Raw genomic sequence first — 22,109 nt, forward strand, 5'->3', positions numbered from 1 at the left:
ACCACTTTCCCAGCGGCTACCCGTACACTCTGGCGGGCGTGTGGCGTGGCGCACCTGCTTCACGGGGACGCGAGCGGCCCGACCGCCGGTGACGACCAGGGCAGAGGAAGGGGAGCACGAGTGGCTTCCAGCAGGGACCGGCAGCGCAAGCTGGCACGGGAGAAGCTCGACCGGCAGCTGGCCCGGCGGGCCGCCGCGACCCGGCGGCGCCGGCAGATCCAGGCCGGCGTGGGCGTCGCGGTCGTGCTGGCGCTGATCGTGGTCGGCTCCGCCTGGGCGCTGGGCGCCTTCGACCGCGACCCGAAGCAGCAGGCCGCCCAGGACGTCTGCCTCTGGACGCCGCAGGACGCCGCCGCGAACACCAACCTCAAGGACGTCGGCACCCCGGCCACCAGCGGCCTGCCCACCGCGGGCAGCCGGCCGATGACGATCAACACCAACCAGGGCGGCCCGATCACGGCCGAGCTCGACCTCGCCGGCGCGCCGTGCGCCGGGGCGAGCATCGCCCACCTGGCGACCCGGTCGTTCTACGACAACACCAGGTGCCACGAGATCACCACCGAGGGGGCGCTGCGCTGCGGCGACCCGAGCGGCACCGGCCTGGGCGGCCCGACGTACTCGTTCTACGACGAGAACGTCCCCACCGTTCCCGAGGCGAGCCCCTCGGCCAGCCCGGCCCCCGGCGAGCCGCCGGCGTACCCGAAGGGCACGATCGCCATGATCGGGAACCCGCCGGGCAACAACGGCAGCCAGTTCCTCGTCTTCTTCAAGGACTTCAACCCGGCCAAGCCGACCTACCCGGTCATCGGCCGGGTCACCGGCGGGCTCGACGTGATCGAGAAGATCGGCGCCCTGCCGACCGTGGACAATGGGACCGGGGCCAAGGTCAAGCCGAAGACCGACGTGCTGCTCCAGAAGCTCACCGTCGGCGAGCCGAGCACGGCGGCGGCCCCGGCCCCGACGAGCCCGGCTTCCGGCGCCCCGTCGGCCAGCCCCAGCGCCGGCTGAGCCGGACCCCACCACCCGTACGCGGCGGCGACCGCGCCACATAGTCCAGGAGGAGTGACCGTGACGTCCACGAGAGAGCGGCAGCGCGCGGCGGCGCGGGCCCGGCTCGAGCGGGAGATGGCCGAGCGCGCGGCCAAGGCCCGCAAGCGCCGGCAGACGCAGGCGATCGTCGGGGCCGCTGCGGTCCTGCTGCTCGTGGTCGCCGGCAGCGTCTGGCTGGCGACGACCCTCGGCGGTGACGACGACACGAAGCAGGACACCGCGGGCGCCCCGGGCTTCGCGCAGTGCGCGTACACCGAGGCGCCGAAGGAGGGTCGGACCCCGCAGATCAAGGACGTCGGAATGCCGCCGGCCCAGCAGAAGAACACCGGCACCCAGACGATGACGATCGACACCAACCTGGGCCCGATCACCGCCAAGATCGACCGGGCGGCGGTGCCCTGCACCGCGGGCAGCTTCACCCACCTGGCCAGCAAGGGCTTCTTCGACAACAGCAAGTGCCACCGCCTGGTCACCGAGGGCATCAAGGTGCTCCAGTGCGGCGACCCGAGCGCGACCGGCAAGGGCTGGCGGGAGACCGACGGCACCGGCGGCCCGGCGTACAACCTGGCCGAGGAGAACCTGCCGACCGACAAGCGCCCCGCGTACCCGGACGGCGTCATCGCGATGGCCAACTCGGGCCAGCCGGGCAGCACCGGCAGCCAGTTCTTCATCGTCTACGGCGACTCGCAGCTCGACCCGAACTACACCGTGCTGGGCACCGTCACCGGCGGCATGGACCTGGTCAAGCAGGTCGCGGCGGCCGGCGACGACAAGGCGTTCGCCCAGCAGGCCGGCGGCGGCCACCCCAAGAAGGAGGTCGTCATCACCAAGCTGGCGATGAGCGACATCCAGGGCTGACCCACCCGTACGACGAAGCGCCCGCCGGCCGAGCCGGCGGGCGCTTGTCGTTGCTGGATCAGGCCCCCGAGGTGACCCGGTACGCGTCGAAGACCCCGTCGACCTTGCGCACCGCGGCCAGCAGGTGGCCCAGGTGCTTCGGGTCGGCCATCTCGAAGCTGAACCGGCTCACCGCCACCCGATCGCGGGTGGTGGTGACGGTGGCGGAGAGGATGTTGACCCGCTCGTCGGAGAGCACCCGGGTGACGTCGGCGAGCAGCTTGTGCCGGTCCAGCGCCTCGACCTGGATGGCGACCAGGAACGTCGAGGCGGAGGTTAGCTTCCAGCTGACCTCGACCACCCGCTCGCTCTGCGCCCGCAGGTCCTCGGCGTTGGCGCAGTCGTCGCGGTGCACGCTCACCCCGCCGGAGCGGGTGACGAAGCCGAAGACCGCGTCCGGCGGCACCGGGGTGCAGCAGCGGGCCAGCTTGATCCAGACGTCGCTGACGCCCCGGACCACCACGCCCGGGTCCGCGCTGCTCTGCCGGCTGCGCGGCGGCCGGGTGGCGACGGCGGTCTCGGCGATGTCCTCCGCCGCGCCCTCCTCGCCCCCGTAGGTGGCCATCAGCTTCTGCACCACGGACTGGGCGGAGACCTGGCTGTCGCCGACCGCCGCGTAGAGCGAGGCGACGTCGGCCAGGTGCAGGTCCCGGGCGATCGCCATCAGCGCGTCCGAGGTGAGCATCCGCTGCAACGGCATGCCCTGTTTGCGCATCGCCTTGACGATCGCGTCCTTGCCGGCCTCGATCGCCTCCTCGCGCCGCTCCTTGTTGAAGTACTGGCGGATCTTGGTGCGGGCCCGGGGGCTCTTGACGAAGCCCAGCCAGTCCTGCGTCGGGCCGGCCGTGTCGGACTTCGAGGTGAAGATCTCGATCACGTCGCCGTTGGACAGCGTCGACTCCAGCGGCACCAGCTTGCCGTTGACCCGCGCCCCGATGCACTTGTGCCCGACCTCGGTGTGCACCGCGTACGCGAAGTCCACCGGCGTCGAGCCGGTCGGCAGCGGGATGACGTCACCCTTCGGGGTGAAGACGTACACCTCCTGGCTGGACAGGTCGAAGCGCAGCGCGTCGAGGAACTCGCTCGGGTCCGCCGCCTCCCGCTGCCAGTCCAGCAGCTGGCGCAGCCAGGTCATCTCGTCGATGTGCGCCGGCGGGCCGACGATCTGGGTGCCCTTGTGCTCCTTGTACTTCCAGTGCGCGGCGATGCCGAACTCGGCGGTGCGGTGCATCGCGTAGGTGCGGATCTGCATCTCCACCGGCTTGCCGGTGGGCCCGATGACCGTCGTGTGCAGCGACTGGTACATGTTGAACTTGGGCATCGCGATGTAGTCCTTGAACCGGCCCGGCACCGGCTGCCAGTTGGCGTGGATGACCCCCAGCGCCGCGTAGCAGTCCCGCACCGTGTCGACCAGGATCCGCACACCCACCAGGTCGTAGATGTCGTTGAAGTCGCGACCCCGCACGATCATCTTCTGGTAGATCGAGTAGAGGTGCTTCGGCCGGCCGGTGGTCTCCGCCTTGATCTTGGCGGCCTTCAGGTCGGTCTGCACCTTCTGGGTCACCTGGCGCAGCAGCGCCTCGCGCTGCGGCTGGTGCTCCCCGATCAGGCGGTTGATCTCCTCGTACCGCTTCGGGAACAGCGTGCCGAAGGCGAGGTCCTCCAGCTCCCACTTGATCGTGTTCATACCGAGGCGGTGCGCCAGCGGGGCGAGGATCTCCAGCGTCTCCTTGGCCTTCTGCTCCTGCTTGGGGCGGGGCAGGAAGGTCAGGGTACGCATGTTGTGCAGCCGGTCGGCCAGCTTGATCACCAGGACCCGCGGGTCCTTGGCCATCGCCACGACCATCTTGCGGATGGTCTCCGCCTTGGCCGCGTCGCCGAGCTTGACCTTGTCGAGCTTGGTCACCCCGTCGACCAGCAGGGTGACCTCCGGGCCGAAGTCCGCGCGCATCTGGTCGAGGGTGTACTCGGTGTCCTCGATCGTGTCGTGCAGCAGCGCGGCGACCAGGGTGGTGGTGTCCATGCCCAGGTTGCCCAGGATGGTGGCCACGGCCAGCGGGTGGGTGATGTAGGGGTCGCCGGACTTGCGGTACTGACCGGAGTGCCAGCGGGCGGCGGTGTCGAAGGCGCGCTGCAGCAGCCGCGCGTCGGCCTTGGGGTGGTTCTCCCGGTGGGTGGCGATCAGCGGCTCCAGCACCTCGCTGACCTGCGAGCTCTGCCAGGGCGCGTTGAACCGGGCCAGCCGGGCCCGCACCCGACGGCCGGTCGGCGCGTTGGAGAGGGCGAAACCTCCGCTCGGCGAGGGGTCGCCGACGGTCGGCAGCGGCGCCACGGGCGCGCCGGCGTCGACGGCCTCGGCAACGGCGCCGTCGACGGCACCCGTCACACGGGCCGGCGGGTTGCTCTTCCGGTCGGTCACCGAGCCGTCAGCGTCGCCTGTCGGGTGCACCGTGCCCTCCACCGGAGGGACGACATCGTGGGACACCGGCCTCCTCACCGCTCGCCGGAAAACACCGGCCGTGGCTCCGGCCGGTCTGGTCCTTCGCCGCCGGACGGGGAACCGCCCGGTCAGCAAAGGGCAATGCTACCCGCACGGTGGGTGCGGTGCCGCTCCGCCGGACGGTCCGCACCGGGTCCGTCCGACCGCATGGGGGTCAAACGGTCAGCAGGGCATGGACCGGGCGGCCGGCGAGCTTCTTGCGGCCCTCGAGGAAGCCCAGCTCCAGCAGGACGGTGAAACCGGCCACCGTGCCGCCGGCCCGCTCGACCAGGTCGAGGGTGGCCTCGGCGGTCCCGCCGGTGGCCAGCACGTCGTCGACCACCAGCACCCGGTGCCCGGCGGTGAAGGCGTCCTGGTGCACCTCCAGGGTCGCCTCGCCGTACTCCAGCGCGTACGAGGCGGAGTACGCGGCGCGGGGCAGCTTGCCGGCCTTGCGCACCGGCACCACACCCACCCCGGTGGCGTACGCGATGGCGGCAGCGATCACGAAGCCGCGGGCCTCGATGCCGACCACGATGTCGAACGAGTCACGCCCGTGGTACTCGACGATCCCGTCGATCACCTCGCGGAACACCGCACCGTCGGCGAAGAGCGGCATCAGATCCTTGAACATGACGCCGGGCTTGGGGAAGTCCGGCACGTCCAACACCCGGCTGGCCACCAGCCGGGCGACCTGCGGGCCGCTGTCCCCCCGTACCCCGGTGCTGCGGGTCTCCGTCACGGTGCTCCCTCCAACGACGACGGCGTCCTCCATGCCGCTCGCACAGCATGAAGGACGCCGTCGGGTCGATTCCTACCGGGTGTCCCCGCCCGGGTCAGCGCCGCTTGGCGCCACCCGGCCGGTTGCCGCCGCCCCCGCTGGGACGGCCGCCCCGCGCGCCGGTCGGGCGCTTGCCGGCGGGACGGGCGCCCACCTTCGGCGCCGTGCCGGCCAGGGCCGCCGCGTCGGAGTCGATCGACTCGTCGGCGCCCTCGGCCGCGCGGGGCGCGCCCTTCGGGGCCAGCTCGCCCCGGGCGATCGCACCCCGCCGCGCCAGCACCCGCTTGTTGTGCGCCTGGATCCGCGGGTCGTAGTTCTTCAGCAGCACCAGCAGCGGGGTGGCCAGCAGGATCGAGGTCAGGAACGCCACCGCCATACCGACGAAGAGCACCAGGCCGAGGTCCTTCAGGGTGCCCGCGCCGAGCAGGCCGGCACCGATGAAGAGCAGGCCACCGACGGGGAGCAGGGCGACCACCGAGGTGTTCAGCGACCGCATCAGGCTCTGGTTGAGCGCCAGGTTGGCCGCCTCGCCGTACGTCTGGTTGTTGTTCGCGGTGATGCCGCGGGTGTTCTCCTGCACCTTGTCGAAGACCACCACCACGTCGTAGAGCGCGAAGCCCAGGATCGTGAGGAAGCCGATGATGGTCGACGGGGTCACCTCGAACCCGACCAGCGAGTAGATGCCCGCAGTGAGGAAGAGGTTCATGAACAGCGAGACGATCGCGGCGACCGCCATCCGCCACTCGAAGCGCAGGATCAGGTAGATCGCCACCACCGCGACAAAGATGATCAGACCGAGCAGGGCGCGCGAGGTGACCTGCTCGCCCCACGCCTCGCTGACCTGGTTGCCGCTGATCTGGTCGGCGTTGATTCCGAACTCCCGGGCCATCTCGGCCTTGACCTCGGTGGCCTGCTCCGGGGTGAGCTGCGAGGTACGCAGCTCGTAGTACTCGCCGCTGGTGCTGCCGACCTTCTGCGCGGTCACCACCTCGGCGTCGCCGCCCTCGGCCGCGAGCGCGGCGCCGACCTTCTCCTCGGCCTGCTCCAGGGTGCCGACGCTGGCCGGCACCTGGAACGAGTTGCCGCCGGCGAACTCGATGCCGAGGCTGAACCCGCGCACCGCGAAGCTGAGCACCGCGATCAGCACCAGCGCACCGGCCACGGCGAACCACAGCTTGCGCCGGCCGACGATGTCGAGCCCGGCCTCACCGCGGTAGAGCCGGCTCGCGAGACCACTCTTAGCCATCTCAGGCCTCCTTGACGCGCGGGGTGCGGGGCGAGTCCTGCTCGGCCGACCGGGCCGGCAGGGCCCGGCCGAGGCCGCTGACCCGCGGGGACAGGAACGCCCGGGTACGGGCGAACATCGTCATGATCGGGTGCCGGAAGAGGAAGACCACGATCAGGTCCAGCACCGTCGCCAGGCCGAGGGCGAAGGCGAAGCCCTTCACCGTGCCGACCGAGACGACGTAGAGCACCACGGCGGACATCAGCGTGATCGCGTTCGCCGAGATGATCGTCCGGCGGGCCCGGATCCAGGCGCGCGGCACCGCGCTGCGCGGGCTGCGCCCCTCCCGGATCTCGTCCTTGAGCCGCTCGAAGTAGATGACGAAGGAGTCCGCCGCCACACCGAGGGAGACGATCATGCCGGCGATGCCGGCGAGGGTGAGGGTGAAGCCGATCTGCCGGCCGAGCACCACCAGCGCGCCGAAGACCAGCAGCGCCGACAGCACCAGGCTCAGGAAGATCACCGAGCCGAGCAGCCGGTAGTAGAAGAACGAGTAGACGATGACCAGCAGCATGCCGATGCCGGCGGCGAGCAGACCCGCGCGCAGGTGGCTGTCGCCCAGGGTGGCGGTGACGTTCTGCTGCTCCTGCGGCTCGAAGGTCACCGGCAGCGCGCCGTACCGCAGCTGGCTGGCCAGCTTGTTGGCGTCGGTGCTGGTGAAGTTGCCGGTGATCTGCGAGTCACCGGTGAGCACGCCCTGAATCTCGGGCGAGGAGACGATCTCGTTGTCCAGCACGACCGCCACCCGGCACTTGCCGTCCTGGCCAAGCGCGGTCTGGTCGCAGGCGCCACCGGTGTTGTTGAACGCCTCGCGGGTCAGCTCGGTCCACTTGTCCTGGCCGTCGCCGGTGAAGTTCAGGCTGACCACCCAGGCGCTGGCCTCGTCGAGCACGGCGTTGGCGTCGTCGACGTCGGTGCCGACCACCTTCGCCACGTCGAGCAGGTACTTGGCCGCGCCGTCCTCACAGGCGACCGCCTGCTGCTTCTCGTCCTTGATCGACGCGGCCGGCCGCTTGTCCAGCTGGGCGCAGGTGATGGTCGGGACGTTGAACTGCATCTGCGGCGTCAGCACCGCGATCTCCTGCGGGGAGAGCGCACCGAACGGCTTGAGCTTCTCCGCCAGGGACGGGTCGGCGGTGAGGTCGGCCGGGCCCTGCAGGGCGCTCGCGGCGGTCCAGGCCGCCGGTCCCACCTTCTTCTCGACGGCGTTGCGCTGCTCCTGGATGCTCTGCGGCACCGGGGCGGCGCTGGCGCTCGGCGAGGCGGCCGGGGCGCTCGGCGAGGCCGGGGCCGAGGGGGTGGCGCTGGCGCTCGGCGCGGGGGCGCCGCCGCCCTGGCCACCGGCGCTCGGCGAGGAGGTGACCTTCGGCGAAGCGCTGCCCGACGGCTTCGGCGACGCACTGCCCGAGGGGGCGGGCGAGGCGCTGCCGGAGGGGGTCGGGGTCGCCGTCGGGGCGGTGGCCACGCCGCTGCCGTCCGCGGCCTTGAGCACCTTGCGGAAGCGCAGCTCCGCCGCGCTGCCGACGTCGGTCAGCTCGCGGTTCTGACCGGGCAGGGAGATGACGATGTTCCGGTTGCCCTCGGTGACCACCTCGGCCTCGGCCACGCCGTAGGCGTTGACCCGGCTCTCGATGATCTGCCGCGCCTCTTCGAGGTTCTCCGAGGTCGGGGGCTTGCCGTCGATGCTGTTGGTGGCCTCGAGCGTCAGCCGGGTGCCGCCGATCAGGTCCAGGCCGAGCCGGGGCTCCAGCCGGTCCTTCCAGCCGCCGCTGGCGCCGCCCGAGAAGAACACCAAAAGATAGAGGACGACGAAGATGAACCCGAGTACGGCGAGCTGCCGCCCGGGGCGCATCTGTCCCTGAGGTGGTGCCACGGCTGTCCTGTCTCCCTGTAACGGTCGCGCCGCCGGTGGGGGCGGCGATGTCGGGCCGGGGGTCCGGGCCGACGTGCTCTACGGGATCGGCACCCGGCGGTCGGCACGGCGTACCGCCACCGACGCGGGGGCGTCGGTCGGGGGCGCGTGCCGGCGTCGGGCGTCGACCCACCTGTTCAGTTGTCGCAGTCCGCCCGCCGCTCCGTCAGGAGGGCGGGCGGGGCGTTTCACTCCTTGACGGCGTCCGCCGCTTCCTCGGTGACCGGCTCGGTCGACTCGGTGCGCTCGGCCCGGTTGACCACCCGGGCGATGGCCGGCCGGGCGTAACGGGTCTGGACGCCGGGGGCGACCTCGAGCAGCACGGTGTCGTCGTCCACACCGGTAACCGTGCCGTAGAGCCCGCCGATGGTGACGACCTCGTCGCCCGGGGCCAGCGCGGACTGCATGGCCTCGGCCTCGCGCCGCCGCTTCTGCTGCGGGCGGATCATCATGAAGTACATGACGCCGAAGAGCAGGGCGATCATGAGGATCGGCGTGAGACCGCCGGCTCCCCCGCCGCCCGCTGCTGCGTAAACCACGGTGTGTGACCTTCCCATTGGCCTCCGGATCGGCACGAGGGGTGCCGGAGCGGAGGCGGATTCTCACGTCCTGTACAGACCGCGGCGAGTCTAATCCCTGCACCTGAGAACGCCGAATGCGGTACAGATCACGTTCACATCACGGCTGATCCGGTGCGGCGGAGAACAGATCGGGCACGGAAGGGGCCTCGGCACCAAATGTACCATTTGGCGGCGTCCGGCCCAGATGGTGCCAGGCGGCCTCGGTGGCCACCCGCCCGCGGGGCGTCCGGGCGAGCAGACCGGCCCGGACCAGGAACGGCTCGCAGACCTCCTCGACGGTGTCCGGCTGCTCCCCCACCGCCACCGCGAGGGTGGAGAGCCCGACCGGGCCGCCCCGGAACGAGTCCACCAGCGCGGTCAGCACCGCGCGGTCCAGCCGGTCCAGGCCGAGGGCGTCCACGTCGTACACGGTCAGGGCGGCCCGGGCGGTCTCCAGGTTGACCACGCCCTCGGCCCGGACCTCGGCGAAGTCCCGCACCCGGCGCAGCAGCCGGTTGGCGATCCGGGGGGTGCCCCGGGAGCGGCCGGCGATCTCGGTCGCCCCGTCGTCGGTGATCGGCACGCCGAGGATCCGCGCCGAACGGTGCAGCAGCGCCTCCAGGTCGGCCGGGGCGTAGAAGTCCAGGTGCGCGACGAAGCCGAACCGGTCCCGCATCGGCCCGGTCAGCAGACCCGAGCGGGTGGTCGCGCCGACCAGGGTGAACGGCTCGACGTCCAACGGGATCGCGGTGGCGCCGGGCCCCTTGCCCACCACCACGTCGACCCGGAAGTCCTCCATCGCGCTGTAGAGCAGCTCCTCCGCCGGCTTGGCGATCCGGTGGATCTCGTCGATGAAGAGGACGTCGCCCTCGGCGAGGCTGGTCAGGATGGCCGCCAGGTCGCCGGAGCGCTCGATCGCCGGACCGCTGGTCACCCGGATGCCAGCGCCCAGCTCGGCGGCGACGATATTGGCGAGCGTCGTTTTCCCAAGGCCAGGCGGCCCTGACAGAAGGATGTGGTCCGGCGGGGAGCCGCGCCGCATCGCGCCCTGCAGCAACAGGTCGAGCTGGTCGCGGACCCGGTGCTGGGCGATGAACTCCGCGAGCCGCTTCGGCCGGACGCTGGCTTCCGCGTCCAGCTCGGCGTCGTTGACGTGCGCCGAGACCAGGCCGTCGCCGGTCACCGGGCCACCTCCGCCCGCGTGGCCGACTCGCTGAGCGCGCTCATCGGGTGCGGCCCAGCAGTCGGATCGCCTGCTTCAGCAGGACCGGCACCGGCGGGGTCTCCCCGTCGACGCTCTCCGCCACCGCCGCCACCGCCTGGTCGGCCTGCCCCGCCGTCCAGCCCAGCCCGACCAGCGCCTGGCGGACCTGCTCGGGCCAGGCCCCGCCGGTGACCCCGGCCGCGCCGTCGGCGCCGACCGGCACCGGGCCGATCCGGTCGCGCAGCTCCAGGACCAGGCGTTCGGCGCCCTTCTTGCCGATGCCCGGCACCCGGGTCAGCGCGGCGGTGTCGGCGTTGGCGATGGCCTTGCGGACCGCGTCCGGGGTGTGCACGGCGAGCACCGCCTGGGCCAGCCGGGGACCCACCCCGCTGGCCGTCTGGAGCAGCTCGAACAGCTGCTTGGCGTCGTCGTCGGGGAAGCCGTAGAGGGTGAGCGAGTCCTCCCGGACGACCAGGCTGGTGGCGAGTCGGGCCGGCTGGCCGACCCGCAGGTCGGCGAGCGTGCCCGGGGCGCACTGCACCGCCAGGCCGATCCCGCCCACCTCCACCACCGCGTGGTCGGGACCGGTCGCGGTCACCGTGCCGCGCACGCTGGCGATCATCGCGCTCCTCCTCGTCGTGCCCGATCGGCGGCGGCGGCGAGCTTCGACCGGGTGCCGCCGCGCCACACGTGACAGATGGCCAGGGCCAGGGCGTCGGCCGCGTCGGCCGGCTTCGGCGGCTCGGGCAGCCGCAGCAGCCGGGTCACCATCGTGGTCATCTGCCGCTTGTCGGCCTGACCGGAACCGGTCACGGCCGCCTTCACCTCGCTCGGGGTGTACGTCTGCACCGGCAGTCCGGCGCGCGCCCCGGCGAGCACGGCGATCCCGCTGGCCTGGGCGGTGCCCATCACGGTGCGGACGTTGTGCTGGCTGAAGACCCGTTCGACGGCGACGGCGTCCGGCCGGTGCTCGGCGACCAGGTCGGTCAGCGACCGGTCCAGGTGCAGCAGGCGCAGCGCCAGCTCGTCGGCCGGGTCGGTGTAGACGACGTAGTAGGCGACCAGGGTGCAGGGCCGTCCCGGCACGCCCTCGACCACGCCGACTCCGCACCGGGTCAGCCCCGGGTCGACGCCGAGCACGCGCACGCCGCCTCCTCCCCCAGCCGCCAGCAGTACGTGTGTTCGACACCCTACTGGTCGGCCCGGCCCCGCATCCCGGGGGACACGCCGGCCGTGCCGGCGCGTCGCGGTGGCGTGGGCCACGCCGCTACATCCGGGCGTGGTCGACCTCGACGGCGACGGTGACGACGTCCCCGTCGTCCTTGCCGGCGCGGATCCGCGCCGGCACCGCCAGCAGCCAGCCCGCCGCCCGGTCCCGCCAGACGCTGGTCGACCAGGTGCGGCCGTCCACGGTGGCGGTCACCGGCACCCGGCCGAACGGGCCGGCGGCGCCCGGCGCGTGGGCGTCGGGCACCGGGGCGAAGACCCACCCGCCCGCGCCCGGCCAGCGGACCAGTGTCGCCCGGAAGGCCGGCCCGCCCGTCGGGACTTCGCCGGGGCCGTCCGGCGGCACGTGCCTCGCCATCGCCACCTCCCGTCCGCCGAGCCGGCCGAGGGGTGGCCGGCGCGGTGCTGTCACCCGGAGGCGAGGGTGCCACCCACCGCCGACAGTTCCGGCCCGCGACGGGGCCGGGGCCGTCCGTTCCCGGGCCGGTGCCGGCGCGCCCACACAGACCGACGGTCGAGTATGTGTCGCCGCCCCATGTGCCGCCGGCCACACAGCTCGTAACTTCTTGCGCCATGACGGCAGAACCCGTGGCGGTCCCCCACGTCGTACACGTCGACCTCTCCGGTCGTAGCGCCCTGGTGACCGGTGGTGGCAGTGGCATCGGGCGGGCCTGCGCCCTGCGCCTGGCGGAGGCCGGCGCGAAGGTGCTGGTGGTGGACCGCAACCTCGAGGCGGCCAAGGTGGTGGCCGCCGAGGCCGGCGCCCGCGCCGAGGGGGTCGACCTGTCGGACCTGGCGGCGGTGGACCGGCTCGACGCCGACGTCGACATCGTGGTCAACAACGCCGGGCTCCAGCACGTCGCGCCCGTGCAGGACTTTCCCCCCGAGCGCTTCTCCCACCTGCACCGGGTGATGGTGGAGGCGCCGTTCCAGATCATCCGGCGGGCGCTGCCGCACATGTACGCCCGGGGCTGGGGCCGGATCGTCAACATCTCCTCGGTGCACGGGCTGCGCGCCTCGCCGTACAAGGCGGCGTACGTGTCGGCCAAGCACGCCCTGGAGGGGCTGTCCAAGGTCGTGGCCCTGGAGGGCGCGGCGCACGGGGTCACCGCCAACTGCATCAACCCGGCGTACGTCCGCACCGCGCTGGTGGAGAGCCAGATCGCCGACCAGGCGGCCAGCCACGGCATCGGCGAGGACGAGGTGATCGAGAAGATCATGCTGGCCCGGGCCGCGATCAAGCGGCTGATCGAGCCGGACGAGGTCGCCGAACTGCTGGCGTACCTCTGCTCGCCGCCGGCGGCCTTCATCACCGGCGCCTCCATCGCCCTCGACGGGGGCTGGACGGCGAACTAGTGGCACCCCGCACAATGAGCGTCATGTCGTCGCCGGTCGAGTTCCTGGAGCTGCTCGCCCGGGAGGCGGCTGCGGTCGAGTTCGAGGGCCCGCTGGTCGCCGCCCGGGCCGCCGGGCTGCCCGCCGACCGGCTGGCCGAACTCGAACAGGCCAAGACGGTGGCGCTGCGCGTCCGCGCGCTGCTGGAACGCCGCCGCCGCCGGGAGACCGAGCTCTCCGGCCTGTACGACACCGTCAGCGACCTGGCCGGCCTGCGCGACCTGGACGACGTGCTCCGGGCCATCGTGCACCGGGCCCGGCACCTGCTCGGCGCCGACGTCGCCTACATGACCCTCAACGACGAGGAGCGCGGCGACACCTACATGCGGGTCACCGACGGCTCCGTCTCGGCCCGGTTCCAGCGGCTACGGCTCCCGATGGGCGCCGGTCTCGGCGGCCTGGTGGCCCAGTCCGGCGCCCCCTACGTCACCGCCAACTATCCCGAGGACGACCGCTTCCACCACACCGGCGAGATCGACGCCGGGGTGGGCGAGGAGGGGCTGGTCGCCATCCTCGGGGTGCCGCTGCGGCTCGGCTCGACCTCGATCGGCGTGCTCTACGCCGCGAACCGCTCGGCCCGCCCGTTCGTCCGCGAGGAGGTGGCCCTGCTGGTGTCGCTGGCCGCGCACGCCGCGGTGGCGATCGACACCGCGCGGCTGCTCGCCGAGACCCGCTCGGCGCTGGAGGAGTTGTCCGCGGCCAACACCACCATCCGGGCGCACAGCAGCTCGGTGGAGCGGGCCGCCGCCGCCCACGACCGGATGACCGCGCTGGTGCTCCGCGGCGGCGGGGTGGAGGACGTCGCGGCGGCGGTCACCGAGGTGCTGGGCGGCGCGCTGCTGGCGCTGGACGCCGAGGGACGGCTGCTGGCCCGGGTCGGCGAGATCGAGGAGCCGGACCGGGCGGACATGGTCGAGGCGGTGGCCGCGTCGCGTACCGAGGGGCGCAGCGTGCGCCGGGGCCCGCTCTGGTACGCCGCCGTGGTCGCCGGCGCGGAGAACCTGGGCGCGCTGGTGCTGCGCCCGGACGACGACCTGGTCGACGCCGACCAGCGCATCCTGGAGCGCGCCGCGCTGGTGACCGCCCTGCTGCTGCTGTTCCGGCGTACGGTCGCCGAGGCCGAGGGGCGGGTGCGCGGCGAGCTGCTCGACGACCTGATCGCCCGGCCGCTGCGGGACACCGACGCGCTGCGCAGCCGGGCCCGCCGGCTCGGGATCGACCTGGACGCCCCGCACGTGCTGGTGGCGGTTGGCGACGACGCGATCGCCGCGACCGGCTCGGCCCGGTTGCGGGTGCTCTCCTGGGCCACCACGTACGCCTCGACCCGGGGTGGCCTGGCCGCGGCCCGCGACGGGCGGGTGGTGCTGATGCTGCCCGGCCGGGACGCCGGTGGCAGCGCCCGGTCGGTGGCCCGCGACCTGTCCCGGGTGACCGGTCGCCCGGTGACCGCCGGGGCGAGCGGCCCGGCGTGCGGGCCGACGGCGCTGGCCGCCACGTTCACCGAGGCGGACCGCTGTCTCACCGCGCTGGGCGCGCTGGGCCGGGCCGGCGAGGGGGCGAGCACCGCCGAACTGGGCTTCGTCGGGCTGCTCCTGGGCACGGTCGGCGACCAGGGCGAGCGGGACGTCGCCCGGTTCCTGACCGCCACGGTGGGGCCGGTGCTGGACTACGACGCGCGGCGCGGCACCGCGCTGGTGCGCACGCTGGAGGCGTACTTCGGGGTGGGCGGCAGCCTGGCCCGCGCGGCCGAGCAGCTGCACGTGCACGTCAACACGGTGACCCAGCGCCTGGAACGGGTCGGGCAGCTGCTGGGCGCGGACTGGCAGAAGCCGGAGCGGGCGCTGGAGGTGCAGTTGGCGCTGCGCCTGCACCGGCTGCGCACGCTCACGAGCTGAGCCAGGGCGGGACCCGACGGGGCCCGCGCTTCCCGGCTATCACCGACCTGCTCCCGCTGCTCGCCGAGGGCTGAGCGGTCAGCGGGCCCGGACGCCCTCCAGCACCGCGTCGACGACCTTCTCGGGCAGGATCAGGTCGTCCAGCTCGGGATGCCAGCGCAGCATCCGCTGGATCAGCATCGGCCCGGCGAGCAGCGCCATCGTCACCTCGACGTCGAGGTCGGCGCGGAGCTCGCCGGTGCGGATCCCGCGCCGCAGCACCTCGCGCATCATCTGCCGGCGCGGCTCGATGATGTTCTGGTAGAGCTGGAAGTGGTCCGGGCTGCGGTTCACCTCGGGCACCAGACAGGGCATGATCTTCGCGGCGCGCGGGTCGATGTTGTGCCCGACCGCGCCGACCAGCAGCACCAGGTCGTCGCGGACGGAATGCCCGGCCGGCTGCGGCAGGATCCCCTTGAGCCGGCGCAGCGCGTCGAGCAGCAGCGCGTCCTTGCCCGCCCAGCGCCGGTAGATGGTGGCCTTGCCGACCCCGGCGCGGCTGGCGATCGCCTCGATCGACAGCGCCTCGATGGTGCTGCCCTCGGCGAGCAGATCGAGGGTGGCCTCGATGATGGCCTCGTCCGCGCGGACGCTCCGCGGTCGCCCGGGCGACCGCGGAGCATCTGCGGTGGAAGTCATGTCGGACATTATCCCCGAACCTATGCCGTTCCGGCCAACTCCGGTTCGCCCACCACCGACGCCGCGGCGGGCGCTTCCGCGGCCCGGCCCGGCATCCACCGCAGCACGATGAGGATGCCGAGGGCGGCCACCACCGCGGACAGCGCCGCCGCCCAGTGCATGGCCGAGACGAACGAGTCGTTGGCCGCCGCGATCAGCTCCGGCGCCGCCGGCCCGAGCTGTCCCGCCGCCGCGTACGCGCCCGAGATGGACTCGTTGGCCGCCTCGCGGGCCGGGGCGGGAAGCCCGTCGACCGCCGAGGCGATGTCCTCCCGGTAGACCGCGGAGAGCACCGAGCCGAGTACGGCCACGCCCAGCGCGCCGGCGACCTGCCGCACGGTGTTGCTGACCGCCGAGCCCACGCCCGCCTTCTCCCGGGGCAGCGCCGACATGATCGACTCGGTGGCCGGCGGCATGATGTTGGCCATCCCGGCGCCCTGGAGGAAGAAGAACACCAGCACCACCCAGATCGGCGTGCTCGCGTCGACGAAGGCGAACGCGCCGAGCGCCAGCACGGTCAGCACCAGCCCGACCACGGCGACCGCCTTGCCGCCGTACCGGCGGACCATGGCGGCGCTGCGCGGCGCGAAGATCAGCTGCGCGCCGGCGAAGGGCAGGAAGAGCAGGCCGGTCTGCAGCGGGCTGTAGCCACGGACCAGCTGGAGGTAGAACGAGCTGAAGAACATGACGCCCATCGCGGCGAAGAAGATCAGGCCGACGATGGCCACCGGCGCGGCGAAGCGCGGCACCCGGAACAGCCGGACGTCCAGCGACGGGTGCTCACTGCGCCGCTCGTGGGCGACGAACCAGGTCAGCACCGCCAGGCCGCCGAGGATGGACGCCCAGACCACCGGCCGGTCGAAGCCGTGCTCGCCGCCGTCGATGATCCCGTAGGTCAGCGCGACCAGACCCACCACCGACAGCAGCACGCCGAGCAGGTCCACCCGGCCCGGCCGGGGGTCGCGGGACTCTGGCACCAGCAGCGCCACCAGGACCACGCCGGCCGCCACCACCGGCACGTTGATCAGGAAGACCGAGCCCCACCAGTAGTGCTCCAGCAGGGCGCCGCCCAGGATCGGGCCGATCGCCACGGCCAGGCCGACCGCGCCGGCCCAGACGCCGATCGCCCGGCCCCGCTCGCGCGGGTCGAAGACGTTGGAGATGATCGACAGGGTCACCGGCATGATCGCCGCGCCGCCGACACCCATCAGGGCGCGGGCCGCGATCAGCTGGCCGGGATCCTGCGCGTACGCCGACAGCAGCGAGGACAGGCCGAACAGCACCAGCCCGATCAGCAGGAAGCGGCGGCGACCGAAGCGGTCACCGAGCACGCCGAAGGTGAACAGCAGCCCGGCGAAGACCAGCGTGTAGGAGTTGATCGACCACTCCAGCTCGCCCTGGCTGGCGCCCAGGCCGTGCACCGGGTCGGCGAGGGTGCGCAGTGCGACGTTGAGGATGGTGTTGTCGAGGACGACGACGAGCAGGCTGATCACCAGCACCGCGAGGATCCCCCACCGCCTCGGATGTCCGGTGTTCTCGTGCGGTTCCATGTGTCCGGTTCTCCCCCCGGCGTGCCCGTACCGTGAATTACGATACGAGTCAGACTCGTAACGAGCCTGAGCGTACGGGCCTGAGTTTCGATACGGAACCGGATCGTTTCGTATGTGTCCGGCGTCACCCTCCCTGCCTCGCGTCGAAGGCCCGGCCGGGCCTCGCGTTCCCGGACACGGTTTGCGGCGTGTCGGGCTGTCCCTCGCTCCCGTCCCCGCGACATGCCGCGAACCGCGCGGCGAGACGTGGTTGCAGGCACCCAGCGCGGAATGTCCGGTTCGGGACTACTCGGTGCGCCCGGGATGTCCGATCTCGGCCGGCCATGGACGGGATGTCTGGTGACCGGGGGCACCCTGGCGGTGGAATGGTGGCCGGGCCGGTGTCGTTACATCACCTGGACGATCGCAGCAGCACCCCGCTGGCCTGGCCCGAACCCGTGGCCGCCAGGGATGCGGGCCCCCGGAATGATGGTGGGCCGCCGGTCGTTACACATGGACCCGGCGCCGTGAGCCCCGCTCGCGAAGCCTGCCGGGACGAAGACTTTCCCCTTGATCTTTGAGCGCCTTGTCGTGGTGCTTGCGCCTGCTCGACCCCCATCGAGGCTGGGTGCCAACCCCCGAATGGAGCCACTCTGATGAACACCACCATTCTGCGTAAGAGCGTTCTCGGTATTGCTGGTCTGGCCTTCGCCGGTGGCGTCTTCGCCGGCCCCGTGACCGAGGCCCACGCCGCCCCGGCGGTTGAGGCGAAGTCGGTTGCGGTGGTGCAGGCCGACAAGCCCGGTGTGGACAAGGACAAGCTGATCCCGCACGGTGTGCAGGGCAAGCAGTCGCACATCGACCTGGGCGACGAGCAGACCGCCAACGTCAAGGCGATCATCGCCGCGACGAAGAAGTCGGGCATGGACGAGCGGGCCGCCGTGGTCGCGATCGCCACCGCCCTGCAGGAGTCGAAGCTGGAGAACCTGGGTCACCTGGGTGAGCGCAACGACCACGACTCGCAGGGCCTGTTCCAGCAGCGTCCGTCGTCGGGTTGGGGCACGGTTGAGCAGATCACCGACCCCGAGTACTCCACGATGGCGTTCCTCAAGGGTCTGAAGCAGGTCGACGGCTGGAAGGACATGCCGCTGACCAAGGCCGCGCAGACCGTGCAGGTCTCGGCCTACCCCGACCACTACGCCCAGTGGGAGAAGCAGGCCGCCGACCTGGTCGCCAAGCACTGGAACAGCTGACCCACCTGAACGACACGTTGGCCGGCACCCCCGAGCGGGGTGCCGGCCAGCGGCATGTCTAGGGCGGCCCGCCCGCCCCGCAGGCGGCGACGGCGGCGGCGAAGGTGGTGAGGCGTACCGACGGCGGCGGGAACGGCTCGATCCAGCCCGGCCCCGCGCCGAAGAGGCGTACCCGGGGAAAGTCGCGCCCGAAGCGGACCAGGCGGTACGCGCGGCCGGTGAGCGGGGTCTGCGACCAGACCAGGACGGTGTGCGGGCGGACCCGCACCACGGCGGCGGCCAGCGCGGCCCACGGCAGCGCCGGCCCCAGCAGCAGGCAGCCCCGGCCCTGCTCGCGCAGCGCGGCGGCGAGCGCGTGCAGCCCGAGGCAGTGCGCCTCCTGTTCGGCCCCGGCGAGCAGCACCCCGTCCGGCGGCAGGGGCCGACCCCGGTCCCGGCGGTAACCGTCCAGGCCGATCCGGACGCCCTCGGAGAGCGCGTGTTCGATCGCGATCTCGGTGGCGCTGTGCCCCCGCAGTCCGCCGAGCAGCGGTCGGCAGACCCGCTCCCAGACCGGCGCCACGCCGGCCTCGGCCGCGAGGTCCCGCACCAGCGCGGCGATCCGGTTGGCGTCGAGGTCCTCGGCGGCCACCGCGAGCCGCTTGCGGGCGGCCTCGACGGCGTCGGCCGGCATCCGTTCGGTCAGCACCAGACGTACCCCCGGGTGTGCGATCACTACCAGGGGGTTCGCTGGGACGGCGCGGTTCGGATGCGCCGTCGCGGGACTTCATCTGCGGCGGGCGGCCATCCAGCGCAGCGCCAGGGCGGAGACGGTGCCCCACAGCCCACGGCGGAACAGCAGCACGACCAGGACGAAGATGCTGCCGGTCACCAGGCCGATCGCCTCGAATCCGGAGAACGACAGCCAGTCCTCCAACCGCACCACCACGGCCGCGCCGAGCACCCCGCCCCACAGCGTGCCGATGCCGCCGAGGACGACGACGATGACCGCCTTGCCGGAGGTGGTCCAGTGCAGCACGTCGAGAGAGACGAACCGGTGCCCGACGGCGAAGAGCCCGCCGCCGAGACCGGCGATGAAGCCGGAGAGCACGAACGCGGTCAGCTTGTAGCGGTGCACCGGGTAGCCGAGCGCCCGCGCCCGGGCCGGGTTGTCGCGGATGCCGACCAGCACCCGGCCGAACGGCGAGTGCGTGATCCGCCAGGCGGCGGCCAGGCCGAGCAGCACGATCGGCAGGATCGCGTAGTAGAAGTAGTAGTCGTCGGTCAGGTCGAGGCCGAACAGCGACCGGGGCACGCCCTGCAGGCCGTTCTCGCCCTTGGTGACCGAACGCCACTCGTTGGCCACGTAGTAGACCATCTGCGCGAAGGCCAGCGTGACCATGGCGAAGTAGATGCCGGCCCGCTTCACCGCGAGGTAGCCGATCGGCAGCGCGAGCGCCGCCGCGCCGAGCGCCCCGGCCAGCACGGCGACCGGGAACGGCAGGCCGGCGTGGATGGCGACCAGGCCGGTGAGGTACGCCGAGGTGCCCCAGAACGCCGCGTGCCCGAAGGACATCAGCCCGGTGAAGCCGAGCAGCAGGTCCACCGACACGGCGAAGAGCGCCCAGCAGAGGATGTCCACCGCCACCGCCGGGTAGAGCCCGTTGGGCAGCCAGAGCGCGGCGGCCAGCCCGGCGGCGAGCAGCGCGTACCGGACCCAGCCGGGCGCGCGGGCGACGGCGAGGAGCCCGGACGGCGGGACCGGCCGGCTCGCCTCGGCCGGGGTGTCGACGGTGCTGGTCATGCCGGTGCCTCCTCACGGCCGAACAGCCCGGCCGGCCGCCAGAGCAGCACGGCGGCCATCACGACGAAGACGATCGTCTGGGACACGATGGGGAACTCGGACAGGTACGCCTCGCCCCACGCCTGAACCAGACCGATACCGAAGCCGGCGGCGACCGAGCCGAAGATCGAGCCGAGGCCGCCGATCACCACCACCGCGAAGACCACGATGATCAGGTCGGCGCCCATCAGCGGGTTCACCGCCCGCATCGGGGCGGCGAGCACGCCGGCGAGCCCGGCCAGGCCGATGCCGAAGCCGAAGACCGGGGTCACCCACCGCCCGACGTCGATGCCGAACGCCCGGGTCAGCTCCGGCCGCTCGGTCGACGCCCGGACCACCATGCCGATCCGGGTACGGGTGAGCACCCACCACACCGCGACGCAGAGCAGCACCGCGAAGCCGAGGATGAAGACCCGGTACGTCGGGAAGTCGAAGAGTCCGAAGTCGACCGAGCCGCTGAGCTCGTCCGGGGTGGCGTACGGGCTGGACTGCACGCCGTAGCGGGTCTTCACCAGGTCCTGCAGGATCAGCGTCAGGCCGAAGGTGAGCAGGAAGTTGTAGAGCGGGTCGAGCCGGGTGAGCCGGTGGATGACGGCCCGTTCCAGGATCATGCCAACCACGGCGAGCGCCACCGGCATGATCACCAGGGCCGCCCAGAACGGCACGCCCGCCTCGGCCAGCAGCACGTACGCGCCGAAGGCGCCGAGCATGTAGAACGCGCCGTGGGCGAAGTTCACCACCCGGAGCATGCCGAAGATGACCGCGAGCCCGAGGGCGAGCAGGGCGTAGAACGCCCCGCTCACCAACCCGTTGAACGTGTTCTGGAGGAAACCGGTCACAGCTTGCAGTCCGGGGACGGGGCGCGGAACGCCTCGGCGGCGGGGATGGTCTTGAGCACCTTCACGTAGTCCCAGGGCTCGGCGACCTCGGCCTGCGGCTTCACCTGGGCGAGGTACGCGTCGTGGATCACCCGGTGGTCCTCGGCGCGGATCTTGCCGTTGCGCAGGAAGACGTCGTTGACCTCCTTGCCCTCCAGCCCCTTGACCACGGTGTCCGCGTCGTCGGTGCCGGCGGCCTGCACGGCCTCCAGGTACTGCATGGCCGCGGAGTAGTTGGCGGCGTGCGCGAAGGACGGCCGGGTGCCGGTCTCCTTCTGGAACCGGTCGGCGAACTCCCGGTTCTGCTGGTCGAAGTTCCAGTACCAGGCGTCGGTGTAGGTGGTGCCGGCCAGCGCGGCCGGGGTCAGCGAGTGGATGTCGGTGATGAACATCAGGCCGACCGCCAGCCCGACGCCCTTGTCCCGCAGCTTGAACTCGTTGTACTGCTTGACCACGTTGACCAGCTCGGCGCCGGCCTGCATGGTGCCGAGCACCTGCGGCTTGGGGTTCAGCGTCGGCGCCTTGAGCAGGAAGGTGGAGTAGTCACCGGTGGTGTTCGGGAACGGCGCGCCGTCCTTGCCGACGACCGTGCCGCCGGCGGCGGTGATGGCGGTGGAGAAGCTCTTCTCCATGTCCTGCCCGAAGGCGTAGTTCGGGTACAGGATGTACCAGTTCTTGCCGACCTGCTCGGTGGTGGTCTTGCCGGTGCCGTTGGCCAGCATGTACGTGTCGTACGCGTAGTGGAACGTGTACTTGTTGCAGCTCTTGCCGGTCAGGTCGGTGGTCGCCGCGCCGATGTTGAAGTAGAGCTTCTTCTTCTCCTTCGCCACGTCGGCGACCTTCAGCGCGGCCGACGAGGTGGGCACGTCGAGGATCAGGTCGACGCCCTTGCGGTCGTACATCTCCTGGGCCTTGGCGTTGGCCACGTCCGGCTTGTTCTGGTGGTCGGCGGTCTCCACGGTGATGTCGGTGGTCACCGCCTTGTCGCCGTGCTTGGCCTTGAAGTCGGCGATGGCCATCTCCACGGCCTTGACCGAGTTCTTCCCGGACAGCTCCGAGTAGGCCCCGGACTGGTCGTTGAGCACGCCCAGCACGATCTTGTCGCCGGTCAGCTTCTGGTCGCCGCCGGACTGGGGCCCACCGCCGCCGCAACCCGCGGCCAGCACCACCGCCGCCGAGGCGGCGGCCACACCCACGCTCCTACGCATGTCAATCCCCTTCGTAC

The 22,109-nt window shown here is 72.2% G+C and carries 20 protein-coding genes; 5 read left to right on the top strand and 15 right to left on the bottom strand.

The features are described from left to right. The first annotated feature begins 120 nt into the window (after nt 1-120). The gene (locus tag FHX75_RS09425; RefSeq protein ID WP_154938146.1) at nt 121-1,008 is read left to right on the top strand and encodes a peptidylprolyl isomerase; all 888 of its coding nucleotides are present in this window, start codon (nt 121-123) and stop codon (nt 1,006-1,008) included. 60 nt (nt 1,009-1,068) lie between these two features. Further along, on the top strand, nt 1,069-1,908 hold the full coding sequence (locus FHX75_RS09430; RefSeq protein ID WP_154938148.1) for a peptidylprolyl isomerase: 840 nt from the start codon (nt 1,069-1,071) through the stop codon (nt 1,906-1,908). Between the two features lie 58 nt (nt 1,909-1,966). On the opposite strand, the gene FHX75_RS09435 is transcribed toward FHX75_RS09430, so the two are convergent. From FHX75_RS09435 to FHX75_RS09475, 9 genes are all read right to left on the bottom strand, one after another. Next, entirely contained in the window at nt 1,967-4,408 is a 2,442-nt protein-coding gene (locus FHX75_RS09435) for a RelA/SpoT family protein (RefSeq protein ID WP_211364440.1), read from the bottom strand. A gap of 193 nt (nt 4,409-4,601) precedes the next feature. Continuing rightward, nucleotides 4,602-5,168 (bottom strand): adenine phosphoribosyltransferase, encoded by a 567-nt coding sequence (locus FHX75_RS09440; protein ID WP_154938152.1) that lies wholly within the window; start codon nt 5,166-5,168, stop codon nt 4,602-4,604. A 94-nt stretch (nt 5,169-5,262) separates the two neighbouring features. Beyond that, nucleotides 5,263-6,453 (bottom strand): protein translocase subunit SecF, encoded by a 1,191-nt coding sequence (secF, locus tag FHX75_RS09445; protein WP_154938155.1) that lies wholly within the window; start codon nt 6,451-6,453, stop codon nt 5,263-5,265. A 1-nt stretch (nt 6,454) separates the two neighbouring features. Next, on the bottom strand, nt 6,455-8,365 hold the full coding sequence (secD, locus tag FHX75_RS09450) for a protein translocase subunit SecD (protein WP_211364368.1): 1,911 nt from the start codon (nt 8,363-8,365) through the stop codon (nt 6,455-6,457). A gap of 227 nt (nt 8,366-8,592) precedes the next feature. Continuing rightward, nucleotides 8,593-8,889, bottom strand: a complete 297-nt coding sequence (gene yajC, locus FHX75_RS09455) for a preprotein translocase subunit YajC (RefSeq protein WP_425463487.1) — start codon at nt 8,887-8,889, stop codon at nt 8,593-8,595. Between the two features lie 193 nt (nt 8,890-9,082). Then, entirely contained in the window at nt 9,083-10,147 is a 1,065-nt protein-coding gene (ruvB, locus tag FHX75_RS09460; RefSeq protein ID WP_154938158.1) for a Holliday junction branch migration DNA helicase RuvB, read from the bottom strand. Nucleotides 10,148-10,187: 40 nt separating this feature from the next. After that, nucleotides 10,188-10,790 (bottom strand): Holliday junction branch migration protein RuvA, encoded by a 603-nt coding sequence (ruvA, locus tag FHX75_RS09465; protein ID WP_154938160.1) that lies wholly within the window; start codon nt 10,788-10,790, stop codon nt 10,188-10,190. Then, nucleotides 10,787-11,314, bottom strand: coding sequence for a crossover junction endodeoxyribonuclease RuvC (gene ruvC / locus FHX75_RS09470; RefSeq protein ID WP_154938162.1), 528 nt, complete (start codon nt 11,312-11,314; stop codon nt 10,787-10,789). The genes ruvA and ruvC overlap by 4 nt, the downstream gene beginning before the upstream one ends. Before the next feature lie 121 nt (nt 11,315-11,435). Further along, nucleotides 11,436-11,807, bottom strand: coding sequence for a DUF1905 domain-containing protein (locus tag FHX75_RS09475; protein WP_154938164.1), 372 nt, complete (start codon nt 11,805-11,807; stop codon nt 11,436-11,438). Nucleotides 11,808-11,968: 161 nt separating this feature from the next. Between FHX75_RS09475 and FHX75_RS09480 the strand changes: the two genes are divergently transcribed. Together FHX75_RS09480 and FHX75_RS09485 are read left to right on the top strand one after the other, a co-directional pair. Then, nucleotides 11,969-12,751, top strand: a complete 783-nt coding sequence (locus FHX75_RS09480; protein WP_154938166.1) for a 3-hydroxybutyrate dehydrogenase — start codon at nt 11,969-11,971, stop codon at nt 12,749-12,751. 14 nt (nt 12,752-12,765) lie between these two features. Further along, nucleotides 12,766-14,685: a helix-turn-helix domain-containing protein gene (locus tag FHX75_RS09485; RefSeq protein ID WP_154938168.1), complete on the top strand. Its 1,920-nt coding sequence runs from the start codon at nt 12,766-12,768 to the stop codon at nt 14,683-14,685. Nucleotides 14,686-14,763: 78 nt separating this feature from the next. Here the strand turns inward: FHX75_RS09485 and FHX75_RS09490 are convergent, their stop codons facing one another. Further along, nucleotides 14,764-15,372, bottom strand: a complete 609-nt coding sequence (locus tag FHX75_RS09490) for a TetR/AcrR family transcriptional regulator (RefSeq protein ID WP_154938170.1) — start codon at nt 15,370-15,372, stop codon at nt 14,764-14,766. Between the two features lie 11 nt (nt 15,373-15,383). After that, nucleotides 15,384-16,952 carry an MFS transporter gene (locus FHX75_RS09495; RefSeq protein ID WP_154938172.1) on the bottom strand — a complete coding sequence of 523 codons (1,569 nt, stop codon included), beginning with the start codon at nt 16,950-16,952 and terminating at the stop codon, nt 15,384-15,386. Nucleotides 16,953-17,587: 635 nt separating this feature from the next. On the opposite strand from FHX75_RS09495, the gene FHX75_RS09500 reads away from it, so the two are divergent. After that, the gene (locus tag FHX75_RS09500) at nt 17,588-18,184 is read left to right on the top strand and encodes a hypothetical protein (RefSeq protein ID WP_154938174.1); all 597 of its coding nucleotides are present in this window, start codon (nt 17,588-17,590) and stop codon (nt 18,182-18,184) included. Between the two features lie 58 nt (nt 18,185-18,242). On the opposite strand, the gene FHX75_RS09505 is transcribed toward FHX75_RS09500, so the two are convergent. From FHX75_RS09505 to FHX75_RS09520, 4 genes are all read right to left on the bottom strand, one after another. Then, nucleotides 18,243-18,872 carry a transcriptional regulator gene (locus FHX75_RS09505; RefSeq protein ID WP_246157811.1) on the bottom strand — a complete coding sequence of 210 codons (630 nt, stop codon included), beginning with the start codon at nt 18,870-18,872 and terminating at the stop codon, nt 18,243-18,245. A gap of 78 nt (nt 18,873-18,950) precedes the next feature. Continuing rightward, nucleotides 18,951-19,967: a branched-chain amino acid ABC transporter permease gene (locus FHX75_RS09510; RefSeq protein WP_154938176.1), complete on the bottom strand. Its 1,017-nt coding sequence runs from the start codon at nt 19,965-19,967 to the stop codon at nt 18,951-18,953. Beyond that, nucleotides 19,964-20,845, bottom strand: coding sequence for a branched-chain amino acid ABC transporter permease (locus tag FHX75_RS09515; RefSeq protein ID WP_154938178.1), 882 nt, complete (start codon nt 20,843-20,845; stop codon nt 19,964-19,966). Before FHX75_RS09515 ends, FHX75_RS09510 begins: the two co-directional genes overlap by 4 nt. Next, nucleotides 20,842-22,092, bottom strand: a complete 1,251-nt coding sequence (locus tag FHX75_RS09520) for an ABC transporter substrate-binding protein (RefSeq protein WP_211364370.1) — start codon at nt 22,090-22,092, stop codon at nt 20,842-20,844. The genes FHX75_RS09515 and FHX75_RS09520 overlap by 4 nt, the downstream gene beginning before the upstream one ends. Nucleotides 22,093-22,109 lie beyond the last annotated feature (17 nt).

The organism is Micromonospora palomenae (assembly GCF_007829925.1).
Taxonomy (GTDB): Bacteria; Actinomycetota; Actinomycetes; order Mycobacteriales; family Micromonosporaceae; genus Micromonospora; species Micromonospora purpureochromogenes.